At 72.0% G+C, this 26,693-nt stretch carries 19 protein-coding genes and 1 pseudogene; 13 read left to right on the top strand and 7 right to left on the bottom strand.

Annotation, left to right across the window (positions count from 1 at the left end; all coding sequences use genetic code 11):
• Window positions 1-114: 114 nt before the first annotated feature.
• The 3 genes from WJM95_RS24175 to WJM95_RS24185 all read right to left on the bottom strand — a co-directional run bounded on the left by WJM95_RS24175 (window position 115) and on the right by WJM95_RS24185 (window position 9,056).
• Window positions 115-3,456, bottom strand: a complete 3,342-nt coding sequence (locus WJM95_RS24175) for an AAA family ATPase (RefSeq protein WP_339131891.1) — start codon at window positions 3,454-3,456, stop codon at window positions 115-117.
• A gap of 81 nt (window positions 3,457-3,537) precedes the next feature.
• Window positions 3,538-6,492 carry a VCBS repeat-containing protein gene (locus tag WJM95_RS24180; RefSeq protein WP_339131892.1) on the bottom strand — a complete coding sequence of 985 codons (2,955 nt, stop codon included), beginning with the start codon at window positions 6,490-6,492 and terminating at the stop codon, window positions 3,538-3,540.
• Window positions 6,492-9,056, bottom strand: coding sequence for a S8 family serine peptidase (locus WJM95_RS24185; protein ID WP_339131893.1), 2,565 nt, complete (start codon window positions 9,054-9,056; stop codon window positions 6,492-6,494). Before WJM95_RS24185 ends, WJM95_RS24180 begins: the two co-directional genes overlap by 1 nt.
• Before the next feature lie 324 nt (window positions 9,057-9,380).
• Here WJM95_RS24185 and WJM95_RS24190 point away from each other — a divergent pair, with 324 nt between their 5' ends.
• The 6 genes from WJM95_RS24190 to WJM95_RS24215 all read left to right on the top strand — a co-directional run bounded on the left by WJM95_RS24190 (window position 9,381) and on the right by WJM95_RS24215 (window position 13,703).
• On the top strand, window positions 9,381-9,773 hold the full coding sequence (locus WJM95_RS24190; RefSeq protein ID WP_339131894.1) for an LPXTG cell wall anchor domain-containing protein: 393 nt from the start codon (window positions 9,381-9,383) through the stop codon (window positions 9,771-9,773).
• A complete protein-coding gene (locus tag WJM95_RS24195; protein WP_339131895.1) occupies window positions 9,770-10,408 on the top strand; it encodes a class F sortase in 639 nt (212 codons plus the stop codon). The genes WJM95_RS24190 and WJM95_RS24195 overlap by 4 nt, the downstream gene beginning before the upstream one ends.
• Before the next feature lie 94 nt (window positions 10,409-10,502).
• Window positions 10,503-10,994, top strand: a complete 492-nt coding sequence (locus WJM95_RS24200; RefSeq protein WP_339135804.1) for an RNA polymerase sigma factor — start codon at window positions 10,503-10,505, stop codon at window positions 10,992-10,994.
• Window positions 10,978-11,499 (top strand): hypothetical protein, encoded by a 522-nt coding sequence (locus WJM95_RS24205; protein ID WP_339131896.1) that lies wholly within the window; start codon window positions 10,978-10,980, stop codon window positions 11,497-11,499. Before WJM95_RS24200 ends, WJM95_RS24205 begins: the two co-directional genes overlap by 17 nt.
• 249 nt (window positions 11,500-11,748) lie before the next feature.
• On the top strand, window positions 11,749-13,113 hold the full coding sequence (locus WJM95_RS24210) for an FAD-dependent oxidoreductase (protein WP_339131897.1): 1,365 nt from the start codon (window positions 11,749-11,751) through the stop codon (window positions 13,111-13,113).
• A gap of 62 nt (window positions 13,114-13,175) precedes the next feature.
• Window positions 13,176-13,703, top strand: a complete 528-nt coding sequence (locus tag WJM95_RS24215; RefSeq protein WP_339131898.1) for a hypothetical protein — start codon at window positions 13,176-13,178, stop codon at window positions 13,701-13,703.
• Between the two features lie 7 nt (window positions 13,704-13,710).
• Here WJM95_RS24215 and WJM95_RS24220 read toward each other — a convergent pair whose 3' ends face one another.
• Window positions 13,711-14,394 (bottom strand): glycerophosphodiester phosphodiesterase, encoded by a 684-nt coding sequence (locus WJM95_RS24220; protein ID WP_339131899.1) that lies wholly within the window; start codon window positions 14,392-14,394, stop codon window positions 13,711-13,713.
• 17 nt (window positions 14,395-14,411) lie between these two features.
• Window positions 14,412-15,528: pseudogene (locus WJM95_RS24225) on the bottom strand (adenosine deaminase).
• Window positions 15,529-15,679: 151 nt separating this feature from the next.
• Between WJM95_RS24225 and WJM95_RS24230 the strand changes: the two are divergent.
• Window positions 15,680-16,831: a hypothetical protein gene (locus WJM95_RS24230; protein WP_339131900.1), complete on the top strand. Its 1,152-nt coding sequence runs from the start codon at window positions 15,680-15,682 to the stop codon at window positions 16,829-16,831.
• Between the two features lie 46 nt (window positions 16,832-16,877).
• On the opposite strand, the gene WJM95_RS24235 is transcribed toward WJM95_RS24230, so the two are convergent.
• Window positions 16,878-18,488: an MFS transporter gene (locus WJM95_RS24235; protein ID WP_339131901.1), complete on the bottom strand. Its 1,611-nt coding sequence runs from the start codon at window positions 18,486-18,488 to the stop codon at window positions 16,878-16,880.
• 165 nt (window positions 18,489-18,653) lie between these two features.
• Window positions 18,654-19,265: an NADAR family protein gene (locus WJM95_RS24240; protein ID WP_339131902.1), complete on the bottom strand. Its 612-nt coding sequence runs from the start codon at window positions 19,263-19,265 to the stop codon at window positions 18,654-18,656.
• 178 nt (window positions 19,266-19,443) lie between these two features.
• On the opposite strand from WJM95_RS24240, the gene WJM95_RS24245 reads away from it, so the two are divergent.
• The 6 genes from WJM95_RS24245 to WJM95_RS24270 all read left to right on the top strand — a co-directional run bounded on the left by WJM95_RS24245 (window position 19,444) and on the right by WJM95_RS24270 (window position 26,636).
• On the top strand, window positions 19,444-20,970 hold the full coding sequence (locus WJM95_RS24245; RefSeq protein ID WP_339131903.1) for a gamma-aminobutyraldehyde dehydrogenase: 1,527 nt from the start codon (window positions 19,444-19,446) through the stop codon (window positions 20,968-20,970).
• Between the two features lie 76 nt (window positions 20,971-21,046).
• The gene (locus WJM95_RS24250; RefSeq protein ID WP_339131904.1) at window positions 21,047-22,294 is read left to right on the top strand and encodes a spermidine/putrescine ABC transporter substrate-binding protein; all 1,248 of its coding nucleotides are present in this window, start codon (window positions 21,047-21,049) and stop codon (window positions 22,292-22,294) included.
• 5 nt (window positions 22,295-22,299) lie between these two features.
• Window positions 22,300-23,454 carry an ABC transporter ATP-binding protein gene (locus tag WJM95_RS24255; RefSeq protein WP_339131905.1) on the top strand — a complete coding sequence of 385 codons (1,155 nt, stop codon included), beginning with the start codon at window positions 22,300-22,302 and terminating at the stop codon, window positions 23,452-23,454.
• Window positions 23,454-24,377 (top strand): ABC transporter permease, encoded by a 924-nt coding sequence (locus tag WJM95_RS24260; RefSeq protein WP_339131906.1) that lies wholly within the window; start codon window positions 23,454-23,456, stop codon window positions 24,375-24,377. Before WJM95_RS24255 ends, WJM95_RS24260 begins: the two co-directional genes overlap by 1 nt.
• Complete coding sequence (locus WJM95_RS24265) at window positions 24,378-25,178, top strand: ABC transporter permease (RefSeq protein WP_339131907.1); 801 nt, start codon at window positions 24,378-24,380, stop codon at window positions 25,176-25,178. It abuts the gene before it with no gap.
• A 30-nt stretch (window positions 25,179-25,208) separates the two neighbouring features.
• Complete coding sequence (locus tag WJM95_RS24270) at window positions 25,209-26,636, top strand: FAD-dependent oxidoreductase (protein WP_339131908.1); 1,428 nt, start codon at window positions 25,209-25,211, stop codon at window positions 26,634-26,636.
• The last annotated feature ends 57 nt before the right edge of the window (window positions 26,637-26,693 follow it).

The raw sequence follows: 26,693 nt of genomic DNA on the forward strand, positions 1-26,693 counted from the left end.
CGCGGTCTGTGAGCCGCGGGCCGGGAGCCGTTAGCCGCGGGCCGGGACCCGGGAGCCGGGAGACGGGGGCAGGGCTCGGGCCGGGCGCTGTGAGCCGGGCGGCGCCGGCCGGTGTCACGGGCCGCGCAGCAGGTCCCGTGCCCGTGCCAGCCGCCGCGTCCCGGCCGGATAGGGCAGGGCTCCGGCCAGCGACTCGGCGCGCGTCAGCTCCCGCGCGCCCTCCCGCGTCGGTGCCTGGCGCGACAGGGAGGCCCCGAGGACGATGCGCGCCTCCACCTCGGCGAGGCGTTCCCCGGTCCGTTCGGCGCGTGCCGCCTCGGCGCGCGCGATCCGCAGCGCGGTCTCGGCCCGCCCCGACAGGAGTTCGGCCCAGGCCACCAGGACCGGCGCGTCCTCGGTGTGGCCGTCGAGGGCGCGCAGCGCCTGGTCCGGGTCGCCCGTGCGCAGCGCGAGTTCGGCGCGTGCCGTGCGCACCTCGTGCTCCGCCTGCCGGTCGCCGAGCTCGGCCGCGACGGCCTCCGCGCGGTCCAGGAGGGGCACGGCCCGTTCCGCCGCGTCCGTGACGACCCGTACGCGGGCCAGGGTCGCGAGAGCGTACGGAAGACACCAGGCGTCGTAGGCCTCCGCGCCCGCCACCGCCTGTTCCGCCAGGGCGAGGGCAGGTCCCGGCTCCTCGAGCAGCAGGCGCAGCTCCGCGAGGTTCCCGCGCTCGAACGCGGCGGCGGTCGGGTCGCCCGACCGTTCGGCGAGGCCGAGCGCGCGGGTTCCGATGTCGACGGCCTCCCGCAGCCGTCCCGCCCGCCGCGCGTTCTCGCGCAGCATCGACAGGACCGATCCGAGCAGGGTCGGGTCGCCGTAGGCCTCGGCCGGTGCCAGCGCCTGGTCGCCCGCTTCGCGTGCCTGGTCGAAGCGGCCGGCGAGCCCGAGGTTGGCGGCCCGCATCGCGAAGGCGCGGGCCACCAGCCGCTGGCCGGACGCCCCCGGCACGTTCAGCGCCGCGGCCAGCGCCTGCCGGGCGGCCTCGTGCCCGGCCGCGTACCGCCCCTGGACGCAGCGGACCACGGACAGGGCGAGGAAGTGACTGGCGGCCGGTTCGGGACCGGTGTCCGCGGTCACCGGGTGTTCCCGCAGGGTGCGGCGTGCGGCCTCCGGCGCGCTCGTCCTGGCCAGGGTCTCGGCGAGCAGCGCCGAGGCGAGGACGGCTTCGTCACGGTCCTCGCGCCGCTCGAACTCCGCCAGCGAGAGCCGCAGGGCGTCGGCCGCCTGCTCGAAGTGCCCCATCCTGCGCAGGACATGGGCGTGGGCGAGCCGGGCGCGGGCCGCGTCGACGTCCAGCCGGGCCACCAGGTCGCGGTAGTAGCGGTCGGCGGTGTCGTTCGCGTACAGGGCCGCGGCCCGCTCCGCCGCCCGGCGCAGGTATGCGGCCGCGCGGGGGTCGTCGGCGCGGGCGAAGTGGGAGGCCAGGGTGTCGACGGCGTCGGGACGGCGCCGTCTGACCGCTTGGGCGAACGCGGCGTGCAGTTGCCGGCGGCGGACCCCCGCGAGCTGTTCGTAGCAGGTGAGCCGGACCAGCGGATGCCGGAAGGCCACCCCTTCCTCGGACCGCCCGGCCACCACGACGGGCCGTTCCTCGACGAGCGAGGCGGCGATGGCCTGTTCCAGGGCGTCGGCCGCCGCGGCTCCGGCCACCGGGGGACGCAGCCCGTGTTCGGCCACGTCGAGCAGTTCGGACAGCGCCGTGTCGCCGCCCGCCACGGACAGCGCCTCGACGAGGCGGCGCGCGTCGGGGCCGAGCCGTACGAGCCGGTCGGCCACCAGCCCCCGTACGCCTTCGGGCGCGAGACCTCCCTCGTTCCCTTCGACCAGGCCGTGGGCGAGTTCGAGGGCGAACAGCGGGTTGCCGAGGGAGAGTTCCCAGACCCGGTGGAGGCGGCCCTCGGACGACCGCGCTCCGGGAGCGGCCGTGTCGCGCACGACGGCCAGGCAGGCGTCCTTGTCGAGCCGGCTCAACTCCTCGCGCACGCCGTGGCGCCGGCGCAGCAGTGACGCCACGGCCGAGCGGCGGGCGTCGCCCTCGGGCAGCTCCTCCTCGCGGTAGGTCGCCAGGAACCGCAGGGCCGTGCCCCGTTCGGCGGCCCGGCGGGCCAGATGGCCGAGCAGCCGGTACGAGCCGGTGTCGGCGGCGTGCAGATCGTCGAGGACGACGAGCACCGGGCGCGCCGCCGCCAGGTCGCCGAGCAGCGCCGAGATCCCGTGGAACAGCCGGTCCCGCTCCTCCTCCGGGCTGCGTTCGCCGGAGCTTCCCACCCGGCCGAGCGAGGGCAGGAACGAGGCGAGTTCGGGGTACTCGGCGCCGACCCGGGCCCTTTCGGCGGCGCTGTGCTCGGCCAGCCAGCCCTCCAGCGCCTCCGCGAACGCCCCGTACGGCGTGTGCCCCTCGGCGTCCTGGCCGCCGCCCCACAGCACGGCCGTGCCCCGCGCTCCCGCCCGCCGGGCCACCTCGCTCACCAGGCGGGTCTTGCCCACGCCCGCCTCGCCGCAGAGCAGCGTGACGGGCGGGCCGTCCGCCGCGAGAAGCCGTTCGAGCACGGTGTCCCGGCCCCGCAGCGGCGGTCCGGTGCGGGTGGCGCGGAGCGGGGCGGGGAGCGGCGGGGCGGTGGGGACGGGGGCGGGTGCCGCGGCCAGGGCGGCCCGGTGCAGCCGCTCCGTCTCCGGGCCGGGACGGACCCCCAGTTCGGCCGAGAGGACCTCGTGGCAGGCGTGGTACTGGCGCACGGCCTGGCGGCGCAGCCCCTGGCGCAGCAGGGCGTCGATGAGGACGCGGTGGGCCAGTTCCTCGGCCGGGCTGAGGGCGAGGACCTGTTCGGCCACGGCCGCCGCCTCGGCGGCGGCGTCCTGCTTCAAGTGCTCCTCGGCGAGCCGGAGGAGCAACTGTTCGTGCAGCAGCGCGAGTTGGCCGCGCCGTTCCTCGGCCCAGCTCGCGTAGCGGTCCTCCGGCAGGATCTCGCCCGTGAACAGGCCAAGCGCGGCGGTCAGTTCGTCCACGTCGCCGTCGGCGAGGGCCGAACGGGCCGCCGTCTCCGCGTCGTCGGCGTCGATCCACACCCTGGCCGGGTCCAGGTGGAGCAGCGTGCCGTCGGAGATGAGGTACGAGGAGGCGGCGCGCGGGGCGAGTTCGGGTTCCAGGGCGTGGCGGGCCGCGTGCAGGGCGACGCGCAGACTGCCCGCGGCGGCCTGCGCGTTGGCGTCGGGCCAGCAGATGTCCATGGCCTGTCCGCGGTGGAGGCGGTGGCCGGGGGTCACGGCGAGGAGCTTGACCAGCGCGCGGGCTCCGGGTCTCGGCCATTTCTCGGCGAGTTGGGGACCGCTGTCCCGCGTCGCGCGAAACCCGCCGAAAAGGTGCAGACGCAGCAGCGGAGGAGCTGGTTCCGTCCCCGACGTCTCCCGCGCGTTCATGTCGGCGACAGATTAGCCGAGCACGCCGAGGACCCCCCGGGCGAGGCCCGGGGGGTCCGGCTGACCCGAGTGGAGCGGGGGTCAGGAGAGCTTGTACGCGGCGACCTGGTGGATGGCGTTGTTCGGGATGTAGTACCGGCCGCCGAACTCCTCGGCCGTCCGGTCGAAACCGTGGTCGTCGCCCGCGAGCGACAGCACCTCGTCGACCCCGTCACCGTCCAGGTCGGCGGCGAGATAGTTGCGCGCCCCCATCAGGGTGACGCCGCCGACGCTGTCGGACCAGGTGTCGGAGCTGTCGAAGATGCCCGGGTCCCACAGGCCGAGACCGCCGTCGGCACCGGCGACCAGCAGCCTGCGGCCGCCGGGACCGGTCAGGAAGCCGCCGCCGTACGACTGCGCGATCACGCCCGCCTTGCTGTCCTTGCCGTCGGCCTCGTACTTGCGGAAGGCGGCCGTGCCCCCCTCGTACAGCGCGCCGTCCTCGGCCCAGTAGCTGAAGTGCGTCCACAGGCCGCCTTCGTAGCCGGAGTGCAGCACCTCGCCGGTGCGGCCGTCGCGGATCTCGAAGTAGTTGCGCGGGCTGAGGGACTCGGCACCGTTGATGTTGATGGGAGCGGTGACGTTCCACTGGTAGACGACCGCGTGCCCGTCCGCGTACGGGATCTCCTTGGACGCGAGGATGCCGCCGTTCGGGGTGGCGGTGCGGACGGGACCGACCGCGTCGGCCGGGGCCTTCGGCGCGAGGTCCCAGCGGCCCCTGCCGTTCCCGGCGTTCAGCGCGACGGCGTCGGTCACCGGGCTGTCCAGGCCGTACGCGTTCAGGCTGGCGTAGGCCGCGTACACCGTGCCGTCGTTCGCCGACGGATCGGTGAAGCGGACGTCGCCCGCGGCCTTGGGCGCGCTGTACGTCCAGATCGCGTGGCCGTCGCCGTAGTAGGCGCGCAGGGCGTCGGTCGGGACGAGGATGTCGAGCTCGCCGTCGCCGTTCAGGTCGGCCAGCTTCGCCGAGCGCACGTACTGGCCCTCGCCGCCCTCGATCGTGGCGAGCCTCTTGCCGGTCCTGCCGTTGAGGACGACCACGGCGGTGTCGGCCGCGACGACGACCTCGGGCCTGCCGTCGCCGTTGACGTCACCGGTCTCGACGTCGTGCACCGCGCCGGGCACGGTGGCCTGCCACAGCTTCTCGGGCTTGCCGTTCACCAGCGACGGACCCGAGTAGGCCCACACGCCGTCGGACGAGCCGGCCATGACGACGTCGTTCCTGCCGTCCTTGTCCAGGTCGGTGGCCTTGGCGTACGCGATGTCCGCGAGCAGCGGTGTCTCCGACTCGGCCTTGCCGTTGCCGAGCCTGAACGTACGGACGTTCTCCGCCTGGTCGACGATCCGCACGTGCGTGCCCGCGGTGTCGCTGAACACGTCCTGGTACATCGGCGCGGCGGCGACCCCCTTGTTCTGCCAGCTGACCACACCTTTGGCGTTGTAGACGGTCAGGGCCGCGTAGCGCCCGCCGCCGGGGTTGCCCGCGCCGTTGATCTCGCGGTCGTCCTGGGCGGAGGAGACCAGCCTGCCGCCGGCCACCTGGAGGCGCCACACGCTCGGGCCGTCCTTGGCGTTGCCGGCGTCACGCTTGACCGTGCTGGACCACAGCAGCTGGTCCGGGTCGGTGCCGTTCAGGACGCGGACGGTGCTGGCGTTGACGTAGTAGTCCTCGTCGAGGGAGGACTCGGCGACCGCGTACTCGTCGCCGTCCCTGGCGGTGAGGTCGCCGACCGTCAGCGCGGTGGGCAGGACGTTGTCGCGGCCCTCCAGAGTGGCCCGGTGACCGGTCCTCAGGTCGTAGGAGACCACCTCGTAGCGCACGGCGTCCGTGGAGTCCTGCTGCTCCAGCGCGACGATCCGCCTGCGGCCCGCGTCCACGCGCAGCTGACGGCCGTACAGCATGCTGTCGGTCTGCCAGTCGACCGAGCCGTCCGCGGTGTCGAGCACCAGGGTGCGGCCGCGGGGGTCGACCCCGGTGGCCTTGGCCAGGTTCCAGGAGACGGCGACCTTGCCCTTGCCGAGGTCCTGGATGTCGCCCCAGTTGGCCTTGCGGGCCTCGCCCGTGTCGTACGTCCAGGTCTGCGCCGGCGTCAGGACGCCGTCCGCGGAGGGGGAGAAGCGGATGCCCGTCAGGGTCGCCGTGGCGGCGGCCGGGACCTTGGAGTCGCCGCTCATCCGGGGCGCGTCGGCGACCAGCAGCGTGCCGTCGACGATCTTGACCATGGAGGCGCGGTTGTACAGCTTCGACCACACGGTTTTGCCGGACCTGCCGTCGAGGACGGTGACGAACGTGCCCGTGGTCAGCGACGAGCCGGGCGAGGTGAAGGGCCGCGGGTACGGCGTGGTGCCGACCTGCGCCGAGAAGACCACGTCCGGGACGCCGTCGCCGGTCAGGTCGCCGGTGGAGTAGCCGTTGTCCGAGTTGGCGGAGAACGGCGACACCGCGTTGTAGCCCATGAGGATCTGCGCCGGGTAGGGCTCGACCCGCCACGGTTGCGTCGGCCTGACCTGCCAGTCCGTGAAGAACGAGCTGCTGGTGCGCGCCCACGTCTCGCTGCCGTCGGCCGCGTGCCGCTGCACGTAGCCCATGCTGTTGAAGGTGAAGTAGTCGCCGTTCTTCCCGGCCGGCACGGTGGCGCCCATGCCGCGCACGCCCTCCAGCCTGGACCCGGCGGTCAGCTCGACCTGGGTGCCCGGGTCGGCGTCGGTGGAGGCGCCGTCGAGCCCCGAGTCGCTGCCGGTGCCCGTGCCGTCGCCCGGCTCGGCGGACTTCGCGGAGTCGGCGGACTTCGGGCTCACCGTGGAGCCGGCGGTGGTGTCGGCGCTCGGGTCGAGGGCGACGTGGGCGGCCAGGGTCTGGGCCTCGGCGCTGGTCAGCTTCATGGCCGAGCCGCTGTCGTCGGCGGCCAGGGCCTGCGGGGCGGCGGTCAGGCACAGGCCGGCCGCGACCAGGGCGGAGGCGAGGCGCAGGGCCCGGCGGGACTGGGGGGCGCTCATCACTTGGCTCCCTGCGTGAAGCGGACGGCGGTGCCGTCGGCGATCACGGACTGGTTGTAGGAGTACTGGAGGGCGTCGGTGCCGGACTGGTTCGCGATGCCGACGGTGGCGCCCGCGCCCTTGTCCGCGACCGACTGGTACTGGAGCGTCACGGCGCCGGTGGCCTCCTCGAAGACGACCTCGAAGGAGGCGCGGCCCGAAGTGCCGTTCGCGTAGGCGGCGTTGTTCCAGACGACGGCGAACCGGCGGCTGCCCTTGGTGCCGGTGGTGGCGGTCTGCACCGACGACTTCCGGTCGAGGGTGAGGTCGTCCCACAGCGGGGCGATGATCCCCTTGACGCCGTTCACGCCGGTGGTCGGCAGTGCGGTGTTGCCGTAGTCGCCGACGCGTGAGGACAGGAAGTTCACCAGGCCGTCGGTGGTGACGGAGGCGGAGGAGTACGCGACGCCGTACAGGCTCACCGGGAAGGGCAGCGCGACGCTCGCCGCGTCCTCGTCACCGGTCAGCGAGACCTTCTTGGAGCCGGCGATCCAGGAGTACGCCGTGGGGGCGCAGCTGTTGCCGTGGCCGTCGGTGCGGGCCGGCACCCGGACGTCCTTGGTGAGGTCGGCCGAGGCGACGATGGCGGTGCCGGTGTAGACGCCGTTGCACAGGACCGGCGCCGCGGGCTTGACCGTCAGGCCATAAGTGCCCTCGGCGACCTTCGCGAAGCTGTACCCGCCCTTGGCGTCGGTGGTGACGGCGGCGACGGGGGAGCCGGTGACCTCGACCGTGGCACCCGCGAGGGCCTTGCCGGTGACGTCGAGCACGGTGCCGGCGACCTTGTGCGAGGCCACCGCGTCCAGCGCGATGTCCTGGGTGAGGGACTGCGTCTCGGCGACCGTGACGCCGGTGACCGAGCCGGTCGCGTAGCCGTAGCCGCTGTACGCGAAGGTGTACGTGCCGGCGGGCAGCGCGAGCCTGTACGTGCCGTCGGCGGCGGTGGTGACCGTGCGGACGTCGCCGCCGGTGCCGGTGGCCTTCACGGTGACGTTGGCGAGGGCCGAGCCGGTCGCCCTGTCGGTGACCTCGCCGGTGACGGTGGCCGCGGTGTGCGGGGCCAGGTCGACCGAGGCGAGGATGTCGAGCTTGCCCTCGCCCCACACGTTGTTCATGCCGGCGGTGCCGCCGCAGTGCGTGTCGTCGACGTCGCGCGCGCCCTCGTTGAGCATCTTGCGCGTCCCGTCGATGTCGCCGATCAGGGAGGGCGCCGCCGACCACAGCAGCGCCACCGCGCCCGCGACGTGCGGGGTCGCCATCGACGTACCGGACTCGGTGTTGTACGACGAACCGGGCCAGGTGGACTCGACCTTGACGCCCGGCGCCGAGATGTTCGGCTTCATCGAGCCGTCGACCAGCGAGGGGCCGAAGCCGGAGAAGGAGGCGATGGTGCCGGTGGAGTCGTAGGCGCCGACGCCGTAGGAGGGGGCCTGCGAGCCGGGGGCGTGGGCGGTGGAGCAGGTCTTGCCGTCGCCGTCGTTGCCGGCCGCGAACGCCTCGAAGATGCCGGCGGCGTTCCAGGCCTCGACGATGTCCTGGTAGAACGTCGTGTCGCCGCCGCCCCAGGAGTTGTTGACGATGTTCGGCGCGAGGTCCGGGCGCGGGTTCTGGCCGTTGTGGTCGGTCGGCGCGAGGATCCACTGTCCGGCCGCGAGCAGCGACGCGTCCGAACAGGAGGAGGACTCGCAGCCCTTGGCGGCGATCCACTTGGCGTTCGGCGCGACACCGATGCCGTGCCTGCCGACCATCGTGCCCATGGTGTGGGTGCCGTGGCCGTTGTTGTCGCAGGGGACACCGCCGGTGCCGCACTGGCCGGTCGGGTCGTACCAGTTGTAGTCGTGCGTGAAGGTGCCGTCGCCGTTGTTGCCGCGGTACTGGGCGACCAGGTCGGGGTGGTCGTACTGCACGCCCGAGTCGACGTTGGCGATGACGATGCCCTCGCCGCGGTCGTCGTACCGGTTCCACACGTCGTCGGCGTTGATGTCGGCGACGCCCCACTCGGGGGTGTCGTCGCCGTTCGCGGAGGAGTCCGTGCCCGAGCGCGGCGCGGTGATCTTCTTGTCGGCCGTCTCGATGCCGTCGAGCTTGTAGTGCTGCTCCTTGACGACCGACGCGACGTCCGAACGCCTCGCCAGCTCGTTGACGAGGTCCTGACCACCCGTGACCTGGATCGCGTCGGCGATCCAGTAGTCCTGGTGGCCGATCTTCTTCTTGTCCAGGAAGGACCTGAGGGAGGCCTGGCTGTCGGCGGCGTGCGCGCGCAGTTCCTTGAAGGCGGCACCGGCCCTCGCGGCGTGCGTCTTCTGCTTCCTGGCGCCGGACAGGTCCGCCTGGTCCTTCAGGACGACGAAGAACGTCGTGTCACCGCCCTTGGCCACGGCGGCGGAGAGCGCGGAGTCGACCTTGGCCGACGGCGCGGCACCGGCGGCGAGCGCGGGTGTCGGCGCGGTCAGCAGGGCGGTCGCCGTGAAGGCGGCCGCCGCCCAGACGGCGCTCTTGCGCCGGGGCGGTTGGGGCAGGTGCATCGGGGGTGCTCCTCCAGGGACGGTACGGGGGAGCTCGGACGCTAGGCAGACGCCGTTACTCGGGCATTACAGAGTGCGGCCGGGCCGCACAACTGCCCCCACTCCAGGGCGAACCGGGCCCCCTTCCCGACGCGGTCGCCTCAACGCGGCCGACCCGCACGGCGGTTGGTGCCCGGAAGGCGGTGGCGACGGCCGAACTCCGTTCCCCGTGAGGCCTTTGCCGTCTCTTTACAACCCGGTCCGCCGCCGGGTCGTCTCTCCGCTCGATCCGCAAGCAGCCCGTCCGCCGTATCCGGCGGACGGGCCGACGAAAGAGAGCGATTCATGCGCCGAACCGTCTTCAGCGCCACGGCACTCGCGTGCACCGCCGTACTCGTGGGCACGGTGCCCGCGTTCGCCGACGGGAGCTCCCCGCGCCCCACGGCCCGTCCGAGCGTCAGCGCGGCTCCGGCCTCGGCACGCCCCAGCGCGGCACCGGCCCAGGCGAGCCCCACTCCGACCCGCGCGCCCTCCGCCGTTCCCAGCGCCGTGCCGACGCGTGCGCCGGGCTCGGGGCAGGTCTCCGTACGCCCGAACGGGGCGCCCGACACCGGGGTGGCGTCGACCGGGACGACGTCCTCGGGGCCTGCCGGGCTCATCGGCGGGAGCGCCGCCGCCGTCGTCGCCGCGGGCGCGGCGGTGTTCGTCGTACGCCGTCGGCGGGCGACCGGGGAATGACGTCCCTCTCCGGGCGCGCGTTCGTCGCCGTGGTCTCGGCCGCGCTGCTCGTGGGCTGCGGCGGCCACCAGGCCGCTCCGGCCGCGGACCGGCGAAGCGCCGGCGCCACCGCGACGGCACGGCCCGGCGGCACTCCGGCCGGCTCGCCCTCCGGTGCGCGGCAGGTGCGGGCGCTGGGGCGTTCGGTGCCGGTCGGGCTGCGGATACCGGCCATCGGGGTCGACACCCCGCTGATGCGGCTCGGACTGGCCGCGGACGGTGCCGTACAGGTGCCCCCGATCGCCTCGCACGACCTGGCCGGCTGGTACCGCTACTCGCCGACGCCCGGTCAGAAGGGCCCCTCGGTGATCCTCGGCCATGTCACGGTCGGCACGTACGGCGACGGCGTCTTCCGCCGCCTCGCGCGTCTGCGCCGCGGTGACCGGATCGTGGTGCGTCTGGAGAACGGCAGGTCGGCCGGGTTCACCGTCGGCGAGGTCCGTACAGTCGCCAAGGCCGACTTCCCGGCGGACGCGGTCTACGGCGACGTGGACCGCCCGGAGCTGCGGCTCATCACCTGCGGCGGCCCCCGTTCCGGAACCGGCTACCGGGACAACGTGATCGTGTTCGCGGACCTGACCTCCGCGAGCCACTGACTCCCCACCGGCGATCGGGGATCCTGGGCCCGCGGACCGTACCCCCGCGGCCCGGGATCCCTCCCGTCCGGCACCGTCACGACCATGGAGAATGTTGAAAGGGTCCCGCGAGAAGGCGGCGTCCGAGCTGTTCGCCGCCCTCTACCCCCGCCTCGCCGGCTGGTGCCGCCGTCTCGTCGACGACGACGGGACGGCCCACGAGATCGCCTCGGAGGCGTTCACCCGGCTCTGGTCCCGCTGGACCTCCGTCGCCGAGCCGCGGGGGTTCCTCTACGTCACGGCGGCCAACCTCGTCCGGGACCACTGGCGCAAGCTGGAGCGGGAGCGCCGGGCCGTGCGCCGGGCCACCGCCGAGGCGGCCGTCGGCCCCCTCAACGAACAGGCCGATCCGTCCGTCCGTCTGCTCGTGCAGTCGCTGCCCGAACGGCTGCGCGTGCCGATCCTGCTGCACTACTACGCTGACATGCCGATCCGGGAGGTGGCGGCGCTGACCGGGCGCAAGGAAGGAACGATCAAGGCCGATCTCCACGCGGCCCGCGAACTGCTCCGCGCCCACCTGAGGAGAAGTCTTGATCACACACTCTGACGACGGTCCGGACTTCGGCCCCGACGACCCGCTCGCCGTCATCATGCGGCCCCCGTCCGAGTACCTCTCGCCACCGCCCGGCCGCTACGAGGCGATCCGCAGGGGTGCGGCCCGCCGCAGGCTGCGAAGGGCGGCGGCCGGGGCGGCGGTCGCGTGTGCCGTCGGCGCTCTGGTCGTGCTGCCGCTGAGGTCGGCCGCGCCCGAGGCGCCCGTGGCCCCGGTGGTTCCCCTGGCCCCTCCGTCCGTGACCGGTCCGCCGGCCGAGCCCACCCCCTCGGTGTCGCCCGGGCCCGCGAGCCCCCGTCCCGGTGGCGGGGGCGGCTCGTCCGCCAGGCCCACCGCTCCGCGCACCGCCCCCGTTCCGACGGCGCGGACGACCGGTACGCCCACCTTCGGCCGTACGCCGTCGGCCGCCCGGACCTCCGAGCCCGCGACCGCCCGTCCCTCCGCGGTCCGGACCGGTGCCGTTCCCACGCCCACGCCGTCCAGGGGGGCTCAGCGGTAGGGGGCACGCGGGTACGGTTTCCCGGCGGTGCGCGGCGCGGGCCGCGGCGCGGGGGCGGGCACCGGGGTGGGCACGGGGCAGGCACGGGGTGGGCGCCAGGGTGGGCGCGGGGGCCACTCATAAAGCAATCCTTCAGTACCCATAAGTCGGCCTTATGAGGTCATAGCCCGGACCCGCCTACTGACTTAGGTTTGCCTCAGTTTAGGCTTCCCGTCGAGTCCTCTGCCCCTGCTCGAAGGGAATCTGATCATGCCTCGCCCTCTGCGGGTAGCCATTGTCGGAGCCGGCCCCGCCGGAATCTACGCCGCCGACGCGCTGCTGAAATCCGCAGTGGCCGCCGAGCCCGGTGTCTCCATCGACCTGTTCGAGCGGATGCCGGCCCCGTTCGGTCTCATCCGCTACGGCGTCGCCCCCGATCACCCCCGGATCAAGGGCATCATCACGGCCCTGCACCAGGTGCTCGACAAGCCGCAGATCCGCCTCTTCGGCAACGTCGACTACCCCCGCGACATCAACCTGGACGATCTGCGCGCCTTCTACGACGCGGTGATCTTCTCCACGGGCGCCACGGCCGACCGGGCCCTCGACATCCCGGGCATCGAGCTCGACCGCTCGTACGGCGCGGCGGACTTCGTCTCCTGGTACGACGGCCACCCGGACGTCCCGCGCACCTGGCCGCTGGAGGCCGAGAAGGTCGCCGTCCTCGGTGTCGGCAACGTCGCCCTGGACGTGGCCCGCATCCTCGCCAAGACGGCGGACGAACTGCTGCCCACCGAGATCCCGCCGAACGTGTACGAGGGACTCAAGGCCAACAAGGCCCTTGAGGTCCACGTCTTCGGCCGCCGCGGTCCGGCGCAGGCGAAGTTCAGCCCGATGGAGCTGCGCGAGCTCGACCACTCGCCCACCATCGAGGTCATCGTCGACCCCGAGGACATCGACTACGACGAGGGCTCGATCGCGACCCGGCGCGGCAACAAGCAGGCCGACATGGTCGCCAAGACCCTGGAGAACTGGGCGATCCGCGACACCGGCGACCGCCCGCACAAGCTGTTCCTGCACTTCTTCGAGTCGCCCACCGAGATCCTCGGCGAGAACGGCGAGGTCACCGGCCTGCGCACCGAGCGCACCGCTCTCGACGGCACCGGGAACGTCAAGGGCACCGGCGAGTTCAAGGACTGGGACGTCAGCGCGGTCTACCGCGCCGTCGGCTACCTCTCCGACAGCCTGCCCAAGCTGCCCTGGGACGTGGACTCGGGCACCGTGCCGGACGCGGCCGGCCGGGTCCTGGAGGACTCGGGCGAGCACCTGGCGTCCACGTACGTCACCGGCTGGATCCGGCGCGGTCCCATCGGTCTGATCGGTCACACCAAGGGCGACGCCAACGAGACGGTCGCGAGCCTGCTCGACGACCACGCGAACGGCCGTCTGCTCACGCCCACTTCGCCCGACCCGGAGGCCGTCGACGCCTTCCTCGGCGAGCGGGACGTCCGTTTCACCACGTGGGAGGGCTGGTACCGGCTCGACGCGGCGGAGAAGGCGCTCGGTGAACCCCAGGGCCGTGAGCGCGTGAAGCTCGTCGAGCGCGAGGACATGCTGCGGGAGAGCGGAGCCTGAGCCACCGGAGCCCCGGACGGGGCGGTTTTGAACGCGTTCAAGTCGGGGCGTACGCTCCCGGTATGAGCGACAGAGCCGCCCTGCTCCGGGGCATCCGTGCGTGGCTTGCCTTCTTCGTCGTCAGCCTGGTGCTCAGTGGCGCCACGGCCTTCCCGCTGGTGCACGAACTGCACTGGACCGAGGACCTGCTGCGGACCCTGTCCGTGCCGGAACACCTGCCCGTCCTGATGGACTGGATCGACCGCGTGAGCCGCGGCCTCGACACCGCTGACGCCCAGTACCCGTTCCTGCTCTACGGAACGGACTGGCTGGCGTTCGCGCATCTCGTCATCGCGGTCGCGTTCTACGGTCCGTACCGCGATCCGGTCCGCAACATCTGGGTCGTCGAGTTCGGGATGATCGCCTGCGCCGGCATCGTCCCGCTCGCCCTGATCTGCGGACCGGTCCGCGGAATTCCCTTCTGGTGGACGGTCGTCGACATGTCCTTCGGGATCTTCGGGGTGATCCCGCTGTACGTCGTACGGAAGAAGATCAAGCGCCTGGAAGCCCTCGGCGCCGGACCGGTGCCCGTGCCGGCGGCCGCCGGCTGACGTCGTCTCAGTCCCGGCGCAGCGCGGTCAGCGCGTCGATGCGGTTGGTCGTGATCGAGTCGACTCCCGCGTCGAGCAGGCGGCGCATGGAGCGGCGGGTGTCGGGCGTCCAGACGGACAGCAGATGCCCGCCGCGGTGCACCCGGGCCGCGAGGTCCCGGCTCACCAGGGTGAAGCGGTAGTTGAGCCAGCGCGGGCGTACGACGTCGAGCAGACCCGGACGCGGCGGGGCCAGGGTCGTCCAGGTCAGCGCGATCTCCGCGGACGGATCGGCGGCCCGCACCGCGAGCATGGCGGGGGCCGCGGCGCAGTAGTACACCCGCTCCCCGGCCCCGCACGCCCGCACCACGTCCACGATCTCGCGCGCGACCCGCACGTCCACCGCGCCCGGCAGATCGACCATGACCCTGCTGTCGCCGGTCGCCCCGAGTGCCTCCGCCAGCGTCGGCACACCGCCCGCCGTGAGGCCGCGCACCTCGTCGCCGGACAGCGAGTTCAGTGCGCGGTCGTGTCCCCACAGGCGTTTGAGCGACGCGTCGTGCAGCAGGACGGGTACACGGTCGCGCGTCAGGCGTACGTCGATCTCGACGGCGTCCGCGCCCCGTTGGAGCGCGGAACGCAGGGAGTCGATCGTGTTCTCACGGGCGCGATAGGGGTCGCCGCGATGGGCGACTGCGGTCACGGTGCGCATGCGCCCATTGTGCTGGGTCAGTACGCGAGCCAGGCGGCGGTGTACGTGTCGATCCCCGCCGCGAGTTCCGCCTTCTCCCCGCCGTCGAGGAACGACGCGTGCACCGCGTTCTTGGCGAGCTCCGCGACGCCCCGCTCGTCGAGACCGAGGAGGCGGGCCGTGACGGCGTACTCGGTGTTGAGGTCGGTGCCGAACATCGGCGGGTCGTCGGAGTTGACGGTGACCGTCACACCGGCCGCCACGAACTCCTTGACGGGGTGCTCGTCGAGGGTGCGGACCGCGCGGGTGGCGATGTTCGAGGTCGGGCAGACCTCCAGCGCGATGTCGTGCTCGACGAGGTGGGCGAGCAGCTTCGGGTCCCGCGCGGAACTCGTGCCGTGGCCGATGCGCTCGGCACCGAGGTGGTTCAGTGCGTCCCAGACCGTCTCCGGGCCCGTGGTCTCACCGGCGTGCGGCACGGAGCGCAGTCCCGCCGCGCGGGCCCGGTCGAAGTACGGCTTGAACTGGGGCCTCGGCACACCGATCTCGGGGCCGCCGAGCCCGAAGGAGACGAGCCCCTCAGGCCGCAGCCGGTCGTCGGTCGCGAGCCGCATGGTCTCCTCGGCGGCTTCGAGACCGGCCTCGCCCGGGATGTCGAAGCACCAGCGCAGGACGACGCCGAGGTCCTTCTCGGCGGACTTGCGGGCGTCCTCGATCGCGTCCATGAAGGCGCGCTCGTCGATCCCGCGCCGGGTGGACGACCACGGAGTGATCGTCAGCTCGGCGTAGCGCACCTGCTGGCGGGCCATGTCACGGGCGACCTCGTAGGTCAGCAGCCGTACGTCCTCGGGTGTGCGGATCAGGTCGACGACGGAGAGGTACACGTCGATGAAGTGGGCGAAGTCCGTGAACGTGAAGTAGTCCGCGAGCGCCTCGGGGTCGGTCGGCACCCGGGAGTCGCGGTGACGGGCGGCGAGCTCGGACACGATGCGCGGGGAGGCGGACCCGACGTGGTGGACGTGCAGTTCGGCCTTGGGCAGCCCGGCGATGAAGGTGCCCAGGTCACGGGCGTCGTCGCGTGCGGTGATGTGCTCGGTCAACGGGTTCCTCCCCGGAACGGCGCCCCTGTGCCGGGTGCGGCGGGACGCGGGTGATCGGCTGATCGACGGTTCGGGATCATCGTAGGCGGCCCCCGGGGTCCGGGCCCGGTCTGCCCCGCGGGACCGGACAGGCCCCCGTACGACGGAGATCCGGGGAGCGGCTCGGGCCGTAGCATGACGGAACGTACGAGAGAGGGGACTCGCGCATGTCCGACGACGCCCAGAGGCCGACCGCCCCACGCGACGCGGCCGCGTGGGCTCCACCGGCCGGCCCGACCCCGGCACCCGCCGACGACGGGGCACCGGAGCGTGGCACGTCGCCCGAGCAGGACGGGTCCCGCGCGGAGCGAGACGCGGCCGAGGCGAGCGGGTCACCGGAGCGGGGCGGGGCGGCCGAGGCGGGTCCGACGGCCGAGGTGGGTCCCGCGTCGGAATCCGGTCCCGTCGCGGACGCGATACCGGGCGCCGCGCACGTGGCGGCCGTCGCCCCGGATCACGCGGCCCCCGCACCGTCGGTGGCCGGCGCGTTGGGGGACGGACCGGGACACCCGGTGGCCTCGGCGCCGGCCGGGACCGGCGACGAGCCCCGGGGCTCCGTGCCCGCGCAGGGCACCGCCCCCTTCGCCGCCCCGGTCCCGGACGCCCGGGTCTCCCTCGGGAAGCGCGAGGCCGACGCGGAACCGGAGTTCGACCCGTGGGCGCCGCCCGAGGAGATCACCTCGTTCAGGGGTCCCGCACGGGGAAGCACCGCGCCGCCTCCTGCGTACGGCCTCCCGGCGATCACCGCACTGCCCGGCGCACCGGCCCCGCCCGCCCCCGGAAACCCCGGCGCCGCCCCCTGGGACAACCCCTTCGCCCCACCGGCCGGGAGCAGCCCTTTCGCTCCACCGGCCGCCCGCACCCCCTACCCGCAGCCGGTTCCCGGCGAGCCCGTCCCCCCGCCGCCCATCGCTCCCGACGGCCCGGGTCTCCCGTACGGCTACGGCTACGGCACCGGCTACCCGCAGTACCCGGCGCCGCACGGCTACGGCTGGCCCGTCCGGCAGCCCATGCCCAGCAACGGGCTGGGAACCGCCGGGCTCGTGCTCGGCATCATCGCGGCGGTCCTGTTCGTCGTCTGGCCGCTGGCGATCCTGCTCGGCGTCCTCGCCGTGATCTTCGGGCTGATCGGCGGGGCCAAGGCGCGCCGCGGCGAGGCCACGAACTCCGGGCAGGCGCTGGCGGGGGTCATCTGCGGAGCCGTCGGGCTCGTCCTGGCCATCGGCGTGTTCGTCGCCATCGTGGTCTTCTCCCAGGACCACGGCAGCACGGACTCGGGCGGCGACGGATTCTCCACGTCCCTGGTGACACACCGCTGATGACCCGGGCCCGCCGGCCCACCCGGGGGCCTGGCCGGCGCGGCCGTCACTCGGCCGGAGCGGACTCCTCGGCGGAGTCCTCGTCCCGCTCGGCCGCGCCCCCTCGGCCCCCGGGGTGGCGCAGGGCGCACAGGAAGGCGACGGCGAGCGCGATCGCCATGCCGTAGAAGACGTACTGATTGGCCTCGGCGAAGTCCTTCCGCACGCTGCTCATCACATCGCGCATGGTCGACGCGGCGGCGCCGGTGCCCGTGGGCTGTTGTGCGTCGGCGTTGCCGGTGATGGCCTGGGCGATGTCGTCGGCCACGTCGTGGGCCTGGGCCGAGGTCATGCCGTGGGACGTCAGCGTCGAGACGACCTTGTCCGTCATCGTGTGCGTCAGGACGGCCCCGAAGACGGCGAGCCCCACGCTCGCCGCGTAGTTGCGGACCGTCTGGGTGATGCCGGTGACCTCGCCGTAGGAGGCCCCGATGGACCGGTTCACGGCGTCGGTGGACGCGGGCGCCAGGATGAAGCCGATGCCGGCGCCCGCGAGGGCCACGTACGGCCACTGGTCGTGCATGGACAGATCGGTCAGCTTGCCGGCCCACAGGTAGAACCCGATCGCGCCGAGGATCGTGCCGATCTTCATGGCCGGCCGCGCGCCCTGTTTGTCGAGCATGCGGCCGCCCCACTGGGAGGCGATCGCGAAGCCGGCGAAGAAGTACAGCAGGTAGAGCGCGGCCTGGTTGGGCGAGGCGCTGAGGGAGACCTGCGCGTACACCGAGGCGAAGAAGAAGACCGGGACGAAGGCGAGCATGGCGAAGAAGAGCACCAGGGCGTCCACGGTGAACGCCTTGTCCCGGAAGACCGCCAGATTGACCAGCGGGTGGCGCCTGTCCCGTTCGTAGCGCCAGAAGACGACCAGGACGGCGAGGCCGCCCACGATGCAGGCCCAGGTCGCCACGCTGCCCCAGCCCCAGGACCCGGCCTGCTGGAAACCGAGCACGCTCAGGCCCATGCCGACGGCGATGAGCAGCGCCCCGACCCGGTCGAGGGACTCCTGCCGCCGCCGGTCGGGGATGTGCGCCATGACGGTCAGGACGAGCGCCACCACGGCGACGGGCACGTTGACCCAGAAGATCGCCCGCCAGGTCCACGCCGTCAGCCAGCCGCCCAGCAGCGGGCCGATGGCCGTCAGCGCGCCCGACAGCCCGAAGAACAGGGCCAGGGCGCGGCCGCGCCGCTCCACCGGGAAGACGGCCACGACCACGGCCAAGGCCGCGGGGAAGAGCAGGGCGGCCCCGAGCCCCTGGGTGGCCCTGAACACGATCAGCCAGGTCTGGGCGAAGTCGCCCTTGGGCACACAGCCGCACAGCACCGACGACACGACGAACACGAGGGTGCCGACGACGACCACGCGGCGTGGTCCCACCAGGTCGGCCAGCCGTCCGCCGAGCGCGAAGAACGCGGCCAGCGACAGCAGGTAGGCGTTCACCACCCACTGCATCCCGGACGCGGACAGTCCCAGCTCGCGCACGATGTCCGGCGCGGCGATGGAGACGATCGTCTGGTCGATGAACGTCATCGCCACCGCGAAGAGCATCGCCGCCAGCGCCAGCGACTGGCGGGGCGCGCCGGGCGCGGTGGACGAGACGTGGTTCTGCTTTGCGTACATGCCAGTCACACGGACAGTTTTGGCCGGTGGGGGCGTTGCCGCATCCGGGGACCGCCGTCCGCGGGGCGGCCGTCCCGGAATCCGCGGACCGTCACACCCGTCCCCGGGGACGGGCGCCGGGGCGTGTCCGCGAAGCCCCGCCCGCCCGGTGACGCCCGGCAGGCCCTAGGCGCCCGCCTCCGTGGGCGCCTGCGCCACGCGCAGTCGCTCGCGTGCCTCCATCAGGGCGAAGCCCAGCAGGTTCGCCCCCCGCCACCGGCGCGGATCGAGGGCTCTCTCGTCGTCGGCGGCCAGACCGATGCCCCAGATGCGGTCCATGGGGCTCGCCTCGACCAGCACCCGTCCGCCCGTGCCCAGCAGGAACGCCCGCAGGCCGGGGTCGGCGGCGAACTTGTGGACGCTGCCCTCGACGACGATCCCGAACCGCTCGCGCTGCCACACCGTCTCGTCGAAGCCGCGCACCAGCCGCCCGGCCTTCTTGGCGAGCGCGGGACTCGCCGCGCCGACGGCCTGCCGCTCGGCCTCGGCGTCGCCGAAGAGACGGGCCTTGGACGCCATCATCCAGTGCTCCGCCGTCGCGTACGAGACCCCCTCGACCACGAACGGTGACGGCCACCACTGGCTGAGACAGCTCGTCCCCACCCGGCCGTCCGCCCTCGGGCGGTGCCCCCAGAAGTGCAGGTACTTCACTCGCGTCCCCGACTCGACCACACTGACCAGCGCGTCCCGCGTATCGATCTTCCCCATGCACGCCACTGTGGCACGCACCACTGACATACCGTCCTGGCTTTCCCTGGAGGACTCGACACCTGGTCGAAGGATTCCGTCGCGTAACCAAAAGGCAACAACGGAATCACTTGTTGGAGTCCCCTAGCTCTGCCAGGATCGGCACTCAAATCGAGCTGGAGCTACGCCGACCCCCGTCTCGACGGGGAGGACGGCGGAGGAGAGCGACATGCACAATCCGGGCCATCGCTTCCAGGCGCAGGACCGCCTCGCGGGCGGCGCGCAGTACATCGGAGGCCGTCTGACGAAGGGCGCCTCCGGTCGTACCCACGCGGTCGTGAACCCCGCGACGGGCGAGGAGGTGTACACCTACGAGCTGGCGAGCACCGCGGACGTGGACGCGGCCGTCGCCGCCGCCCGCGCGGCGTTCCCCGGCTGGGCGGCCACCACGCCGGGCGAGCGGTCCGACGCGCTGCACCGGTTCGCCGCCGTGCTCGCCGAGCGGGCCGAGGAGTTCGCCCAGGCCGAGTCGCTCCAGTGCGGAAAGCCCCTCAAGCTGACCCGCGAGTTCGACGTCCCGGGAACCATCGACAACACCGCGTTCTTCGCGGGCGCCGCCCGGCACCTCCAGGGGCAGTCGGCCGGTGAGTACTCCGGCGACCACACCTCGTACGTGCGCCGGGAGCCCATCGGGGTCGTCGGCTCCATCGCGCCCTGGAACTACCCGCTCCAGATGGCCGCCTGGAAGATCCTCCCAGCCGTCGCGGCCGGCAACACGATCGTGCTGAAGCCCGCCGAACTGACCCCGCTCACCTCCCTGCTGTTCGCGGAGGCGGCCACCCACGCCGGGATCCCGGACGGTGTCATCAACATCGTCACGGGTCTGGGCAAGGAGGCGGGCGAACACCTCGTCGGTCACCCCGACGTGGCCATGACGTCCTTCACCGGGTCGACCGCCGTCGGCAGGCGCGTCGCCGAGATCGCCACCTCGACCGTCAAGCGCCTCCACCTGGAGCTCGGCGGCAAGGCCCCCTTCCTCGTCTTCGACGACGCGGACCTGGAGGCCGCCGTGCAGGGTGCGGTCGCCGGTTCGCTCATCAACACCGGCCAGGACTGCACGGCCGCGACGCGCGCGTACGTGCAGCGGCCGCTCTACGAGGCGTTCGTGGAGCGCACCGCCGCCCTCATGGCGAGCGTCCGCGTGGGCGACCCCTTCGCGCCCGGCACCGACCTCGGCCCGCTGATCTCGCACGCCCAGCGCGACCGCGTCGCCGGATTCGTCGACCGGGCCCGCGGCTACGCGCGCGTGGTGACCGGCGGCGAGGCTCCACAGGGAGACCTCAAGAGCGGCGCGTACTATGCGCCCACGCTCGTCGCCGACGCCGGGCAGGACAGCGAGATCGTGCAGGCCGAGATCTTCGGCCCGGTCCTCGTGGTGCTCCCGTTCGACACCGACGACGAGGGCATCGCGCTGGCCAACGACACACCGTACGGACTCGCGGCCTCCGCCTGGAGCCGTGACGTCTACCGGGCCAACCGCGCGACCCGCGAGATCAAGGCCGGCTGCGTGTGGGTCAACGACCACATCCCGATCATCAGCGAGATGCCGCACGGCGGATACAAGGCGTCCGGCTTCGGCAAGGACATGTCCGCCTACTCCTTCGAGGAGTACACGCAGGTCAAGCACGTCATGTTCGACAACACCGCGGTCGCCAGGAAGGACTGGCACCGCACGGTCTTCGGGGACCGGCCGTAGCACGTCCACCGGCTACGGCCCTGTGGCAGACCAGGCCGCGACCACGGCCGCGACCCTTCCGAAAGGGCATCAGAGCATGGAGCAGTACGAGCCCGAACGCCTGTCCCCGGTACAACTGGCCGCCATGCGGCGCAGCTTCCGGAACGGCAGGGCGGCCCTCACCCGTCGTTCACTGCTGCGCGCCTCCGCGGGCGGCGCGCTGGCCGTCGGCGGACTCGGGGCGCTGAGCGGCTGCGGGATCCCCGCCGCCGGCAGGACACAGGGCGGCACGTCCGCCCAGGACCACTCGGCCACGGAGAAGACCGTCAACTTCTCCAACTGGACCGAGTACATCGACCTCGACGACAGCGGCAAGCACCACCCGACGCTGGACGCCTTCCGCAAGCGGACGGGCATCTCGGTGAAGTACACCGAGGACATCAACGACAACAACGAGTTCTTCGCCAAGATCAAGCCGCAGCTCGCCGCGGGCCAGGACACCGGCCGCGACCTGATGGTCCTCACCGACTGGCTGGCCGCGCGCGTGATCCGCCTCGGCTGGGTGCAGAAACTCGACTCGTCCAACCTGCCGCACGCCTACACCAACCTGTCGCCGCAGTTCCGCGACCCCGACTGGGACCCGGGACGCGCCTACTCGTACCCGTGGCAGGGCATCCCGACGATCGTCGCCTTCAACAAGAAGGCGCTCGACGGGATCGAGGTGAAGTCGGTGTCCGACCTCCTCGACAACCCGAAGCTCAAGGGCCGGGTCTCGTTCCTGTCCGAGATGCGCGACACCATGGGCATGACCCTGCTCGACATGGGCAAGGACCCGTCGAAGTTCACCGACGACGACTTCGACGCGGCGATAGCCCGGCTCCAGAAGGCCGTCGACAAGGGCCAGATCCGCCGCTTCACCGGCAACGACTACACCTCCGACCTGACCAAGGGCGACATCGCGGCCTGTGTGGCCTGGGCCGGTGACATCGTCCAGCTCAAGAACGACAGCCCGGACGTCGACTTCGTCATCCCCGACAGCGGCTACATGACGTCGACCGACAACCTGCTGATTCCCAACAGGGCGCGTCACAAGACGAACGCCGAGCGGCTGATCGACTTCTACTACGAGCCCCAGCAGGCCGCCGAGCTCGCCGCGTACATCAACTACGCGACGCCGGTCGAAGGCGTGAAGCCCTACCTTGCCAAGATCGACCAGGACGCGGCGAACAACCCGCTGATCGTCCCCGACAAGGCCATGCAGGCCAGGTCCCACTCCTTCCGGGCGCTGAGCCAGAAGGAAGAGACGGCCTACGAAGAGAAGTTCGCGAAGCTCACAGGGGCGTGACGATCATGACGACAGAAAACAGCGGCGACGTCCGCCTCACCGGGATCAGCAAGACCTACGACAACGGCTTCACCGCCGTGCAACCGCTCGACCTGACCGTGCCGCACGGCTCCTTCTTCGCCCTGCTCGGTGCCTCGGGCTGCGGCAAGACCACCACCCTGCGCATGATCGCGGGTCTGGAGGAACCTTCCTCCGGCACCGTGCACCTCGGCGACCAGGAGGTGACGTACCTGCCGCCCTACAAGCGGCCGGTGAACACCGTCTTCCAGTCGTACGCGCTCTTCCCGCACCTGGACATCTTCGAGAACGTCGCCTTCGGCCTGCGCCGGCGCGGGATCAAGAGCGTCAAGAAGCAGGTCGACGACATGCTCGACCTCGTCCAGCTCGGCGAGCAGGCGCGCAAGAAACCCCACCAGCTCTCCGGCGGCCAGCAGCAGCGCGTCGCGGTCGCCCGCGCCCTGATCAACCACCCCAAGGTGCTGCTCCTCGACGAGCCGCTGGGCGCCCTCGACCTCAAGCTGCGCCGCCAGATGCAGCTGGAGCTCAAGCGGATCCAGACCGAGGTCGGCATCACCTTCGTCCACGTCACGCACGACCAGGAGGAGGCCATGACCATGGCCGACACCGTCGCCGTGATGAACGCGGGCCGTGTCGAACAGCTCGGCGCGCCCGCCGACCTCTACGAGAACCCGAAGACCACGTTCGTCGCCAACTTCCTCGGCACCTCCAACCTCATCGAGGCCGAGGTCGACTCCAGGAGCGGCACGGACATCGTCCTGAAGGCGGGGGACGGCAAGCTGGTGCTCCCCGAGGCGCGCTGTTCCGCCCCGGCGCGCAGCGGCGGCAAGGTGCTCGTCGGCGTCCGCCCGGAGAAGATCTCCCTCACGCACGCCGACGACGCCGGCGAGATACCCGTCGGCCGCAACCGGATCACCGGCAGGATCGCCGACTCCAGCTTCATCGGGGTCTCCACGCAGTACGTCATCGACAGCGCCGTGTGCCCCGAGTTCGAGGTCTACGCCCAGAACATCGAACGGGACTCCCGGCTGGTGCCCGGCGCGGAGGTCGTCCTGCACTGGAGCCCGGCGCACACCTTCGGGCTCGACGCCGCCCAGGACATCGACGCCGGCGTCGACACGGCCGAGGAGGAGGCCGCCTGATGGCTGTCGTCACCGAGGCGCCACCCGTGACGCCGATCCCCGAGAAGAAGCCGCCGCGCAAGCGCGGCAGGTGGACCCCGTACTGGCTGCTGCTGCCCGGCCTGCTCTGGCTGGTCGTCTTCTTCGCGCTGCCGATGATCTACCAGGCCTCCACGTCCGTGCAGACGGGCTCCCTGGAGGAGGGCTACAAGGTCACCTGGCACTTCGTGACCTACTGGGACTCGCTCGCCGAGTACTGGCCGCAGTTCCTGCGCTCGGTCTTCTACGCGGCCGCCGCCACGATCCTGTGCCTGCTGCTCGGCTACCCGCTGGCCTACCTGATCGCCTTCAGGGCGGGCCGCTGGCGCAACCTGATCATGATTCTGGTGATCGCCCCGTTCTTCACCAGCTTCCTGATCCGCACCCTGGCCTGGAAGACGATCCTCGCCGACAACGGCCCGGTCGTGCACACGCTGAACACACTGCACGTCCTGAACGTCACGGACTGGCTCGGCTGGACGGCGGGCGACCGCGTCCTCGCGACACCACTGGCCGTCGTCTGCGGTCTGACGTACAACTTCCTGCCGTTCATGATCCTGCCGCTCTACACCTCGCTGGAGCGCATCGACGGCCGGCTGCACGAGGCCGCGGGCGACCTGTACGCCAAGCCGTGGACGACGTTCCGCAAGGTCACCTTCCCGCTGTCGATGCCGGGCGTGGTCTCCGGAACGCTGCTCACCTTCATCCCGGCGGCCGGTGACTACGTCAACGCGGAACTCCTCGGCTCGACCGACACCCGCATGATCGGCAACGTCATCCAGACCCAGTTCCTGAGGATCCTGGACTATCCGACGGCCGCCGCCCTCTCCTTCATCCTCATGGCCGCGATCCTGCTCATGGTCACGGTCTACATCCGCCGGTCCGGGACGGAGGATCTGGTCTAAATGTCCGTCGTCACCTGGCTCAAGCGCCATCTCGTCGTCATCGCGGGACTGCTGACCCTCGGCTATCTGCTGCTGCCGAACGTCGTCGTCACCGTGTTCTCCTTCAACAAGCCGAAGGGGCGCTTCAATTACGAGTGGCAGCAGTTCTCCACCGACGCGTGGAAGGACCCGTGCGGCGTCGCCGACATGTGCGGCTCGCTCGGACTCAGCCTCCAGATCGCCGTCTGGGCGACGATCGGGGCCACCGTCCTCGGCACGATGATCGCCTTCGCGCTCGTCCGCTACCGCTTCCGCGCACGCGGCGCCGTGAACTCGCTGATCTTCCTGCCGATGGCGATGCCCGAGGTCGTCATGGCCGCCTCGCTGCTCACCCTGTTCCTCAACATGGGCGCCCAGCTGGGCTTCTGGACGATCCTGATCGCCCACATCATGTTCTGCCTCAGCTTCGTCGTCACGGCCGTCAAGGCCCGTGTCATGTCGATGGACCCGAGGCTGGAACAGGCCGCCCAGGACCTCTACGCCGGCCCGGCGCAGACGTTCCTGCGGGTCACCCTGCCCATCGCGGCTCCCGGAATCGCCGCGGGCGCGCTGCTCGCCTTCGCGCTCTCCTTCGACGATTTCATCATCACCAATTTCAACGCGGGCTCGACCGTCACGTTCCCCATGTTCGTCTGGGGTTCGGCACAGCGCGGAACACCCGTTCAGATCAATGTCATCGGCACGGCCATGTTCCTCGTCGCCGTACTGTTCGTCCTGTCCGGAATGATCATCGGAAATCGCCGGAACAGGCAGAAGGCATAACGCCTGTCACCTCTGTAGGGAGTTGAAATCATGGCCCCGAGCGCCATGACCCGTGGTAATCAGTGGACGAAATCCCTTTCCGACGTCCAGCCGGTCCCGTACTGGCTGGACGACCCCGGCAAACCCCACCCCGAGCCCGCGCTCACCGGTGCCGAGACCTGCGACCTGCTCGTCGTCGGCGGCGGCTACAGCGGACTGTGGACCGCGCTGATCGCCAAGGAGCGCGACCCCGGGCGGGATGTCGTCCTGGTGGAGGGGCGCGAGGTGGGCTGGGCCGCCTCGGGCCGCAACGGCGGCTTCTGTGCCGCCTCCCTCACCCACGGTCTGTCCAACGGGCTCACCCGCTGGCCGGACGAGATCGCGAAGCTGGAGGAGCTGGGCGCCCGCAACCTCGACGAGATCGAGGCGGCCGTCGCCCGCTACTCCCTCGACTGCGACTTCGAGCGCAGCGGTGAGATCGACGTGGCCACCGAGCCGCACCAGGCGGCCGAACTGCGCGAGTGGCACGAGGAGCTGGAGCGCAGGGGCCTCGCCGAGGGCATCGAGTTCCTCGACACCGACGCGGTACGGGAACAGGTCGACTCCCCGACCTTCCTGGCCGGGCTGCACGACCGCCGTGGGGTCGCCATGCTCCACCCGGCCAAGCTGGCCTGGGGACTCAAGCGGGCGTGCGGGGAGCTCGGGGTGCGGGTCTACGAACACACGCCCGCCCTCGAACTGAAGCCGGCCGGCGCCGGCATGGCCGTCCGCACCCCGTACGGCTCGGTCCGGGCCCGCCGGGTGGCCCTCGGCACCAACATCTTCCCCAACCTGGTCAAGCGCGTGCGCCCGTTCACCGTCCCGGTCTACGACTACGCGCTGATGACCGAGCCGCTCACCGCCGGACAGCTCGCGTCCGTCGGCTGGAAGAACCGTCAGGGGCTCGGCGACTCGGCGAACCAGTTCCACTACTTCCGGCTGTCGGCCGACAACCGGATCCTGTGGGGCGGCTACGACGCGATCTACCCGTACGGCGGCCGGGTGCGCGCCGAGTACGACGACCGCCCGGAGACCTACGCCAAGCTGGCCGAACACTTCTTCACCTGCTTCCCGCAGCTGGAGGACGTCCGCTTCTCGCACGCCTGGGGCGGCGCGATCGACACCTGCTCCCGCTTCTCGGCGTTCTTCGGCAGCGCCCACCAGGGCAAGGTCGCCTACGCGGCGGGCTACACGGGCCTCGGTGTGGGCGCCACCCGGTTCGGCGCGGAGGTGATGCTCGACCTGCTGGCGGGGGAGCGCACCGAACGCACCGAGCTGGAGATGGTCCGCAAGAAGCCGCTGCCCTTCCCGCCCGAGCCGTTCGCCTGGACCGGCATCGCGCTCACCAAGTGGTCGCTGGCGCGGGCGGACACGCACGGCGGCCGGCGCAATCTGTGGCTGCGGACGATGGACAGACTGGGCCTCGGCTTCGACAGCTGACGGCACCCGGACGGCGGGGCCGCGCGCGGCCCCGCCAACTCGTGGCCGGAACCCGCG

It is taken from the genome of Streptomyces sp. f51 (genome assembly GCF_037940415.1).
Lineage (GTDB): Bacteria > Actinomycetota > Actinomycetes > Streptomycetales > Streptomycetaceae > Streptomyces.

Bases quoted from the DNA above. Each gene is read 5' to 3' on its own strand.
- WJM95_RS24185 (WP_339131893.1), bottom strand. From the start codon at position 9,056: ATGCACCTGCCCCAACCGCCCCGGCGCAAGAGCGCCGTCTGGGCGGCG.
- WJM95_RS24255 (WP_339131905.1), top strand. From the start codon at position 22,300: ATGACGACAGAAAACAGCGGCGACGTCCGCCTCACCGGGATCAGCAAG.
- WJM95_RS24240 (WP_339131902.1), bottom strand. From the start codon at position 19,265: ATGTCAGTGGTGCGTGCCACAGTGGCGTGCATGGGGAAGATCGATACG.
- WJM95_RS24220 (WP_339131899.1), bottom strand. From the start codon at position 14,394: ATGCGCACCGTGACCGCAGTCGCCCATCGCGGCGACCCCTATCGCGCC.
- WJM95_RS24190 (WP_339131894.1), top strand. From the start codon at position 9,381: ATGCGCCGAACCGTCTTCAGCGCCACGGCACTCGCGTGCACCGCCGTA.
- WJM95_RS24210 (WP_339131897.1), top strand. From the start codon at position 11,749: ATGCCTCGCCCTCTGCGGGTAGCCATTGTCGGAGCCGGCCCCGCCGGA.
- WJM95_RS24175 (WP_339131891.1), bottom strand. From the start codon at position 3,456: ATGAACGCGCGGGAGACGTCGGGGACGGAACCAGCTCCTCCGCTGCTG.
- WJM95_RS24235 (WP_339131901.1), bottom strand. From the start codon at position 18,488: ATGTACGCAAAGCAGAACCACGTCTCGTCCACCGCGCCCGGCGCGCCC.
- WJM95_RS24195 (WP_339131895.1), top strand. From the start codon at position 9,770: ATGACGTCCCTCTCCGGGCGCGCGTTCGTCGCCGTGGTCTCGGCCGCG.
- WJM95_RS24270 (WP_339131908.1), top strand. From the start codon at position 25,209: ATGGCCCCGAGCGCCATGACCCGTGGTAATCAGTGGACGAAATCCCTT.
- WJM95_RS24250 (WP_339131904.1), top strand. From the start codon at position 21,047: ATGGAGCAGTACGAGCCCGAACGCCTGTCCCCGGTACAACTGGCCGCC.
- WJM95_RS24180 (WP_339131892.1), bottom strand. From the start codon at position 6,492: ATGAGCGCCCCCCAGTCCCGCCGGGCCCTGCGCCTCGCCTCCGCCCTG.
- WJM95_RS24260 (WP_339131906.1), top strand. From the start codon at position 23,454: ATGGCTGTCGTCACCGAGGCGCCACCCGTGACGCCGATCCCCGAGAAG.
- WJM95_RS24215 (WP_339131898.1), top strand. From the start codon at position 13,176: ATGAGCGACAGAGCCGCCCTGCTCCGGGGCATCCGTGCGTGGCTTGCC.
- WJM95_RS24245 (WP_339131903.1), top strand. From the start codon at position 19,444: ATGCACAATCCGGGCCATCGCTTCCAGGCGCAGGACCGCCTCGCGGGC.
- WJM95_RS24265 (WP_339131907.1), top strand. From the start codon at position 24,378: ATGTCCGTCGTCACCTGGCTCAAGCGCCATCTCGTCGTCATCGCGGGA.
- WJM95_RS24230 (WP_339131900.1), top strand. From the start codon at position 15,680: ATGTCCGACGACGCCCAGAGGCCGACCGCCCCACGCGACGCGGCCGCG.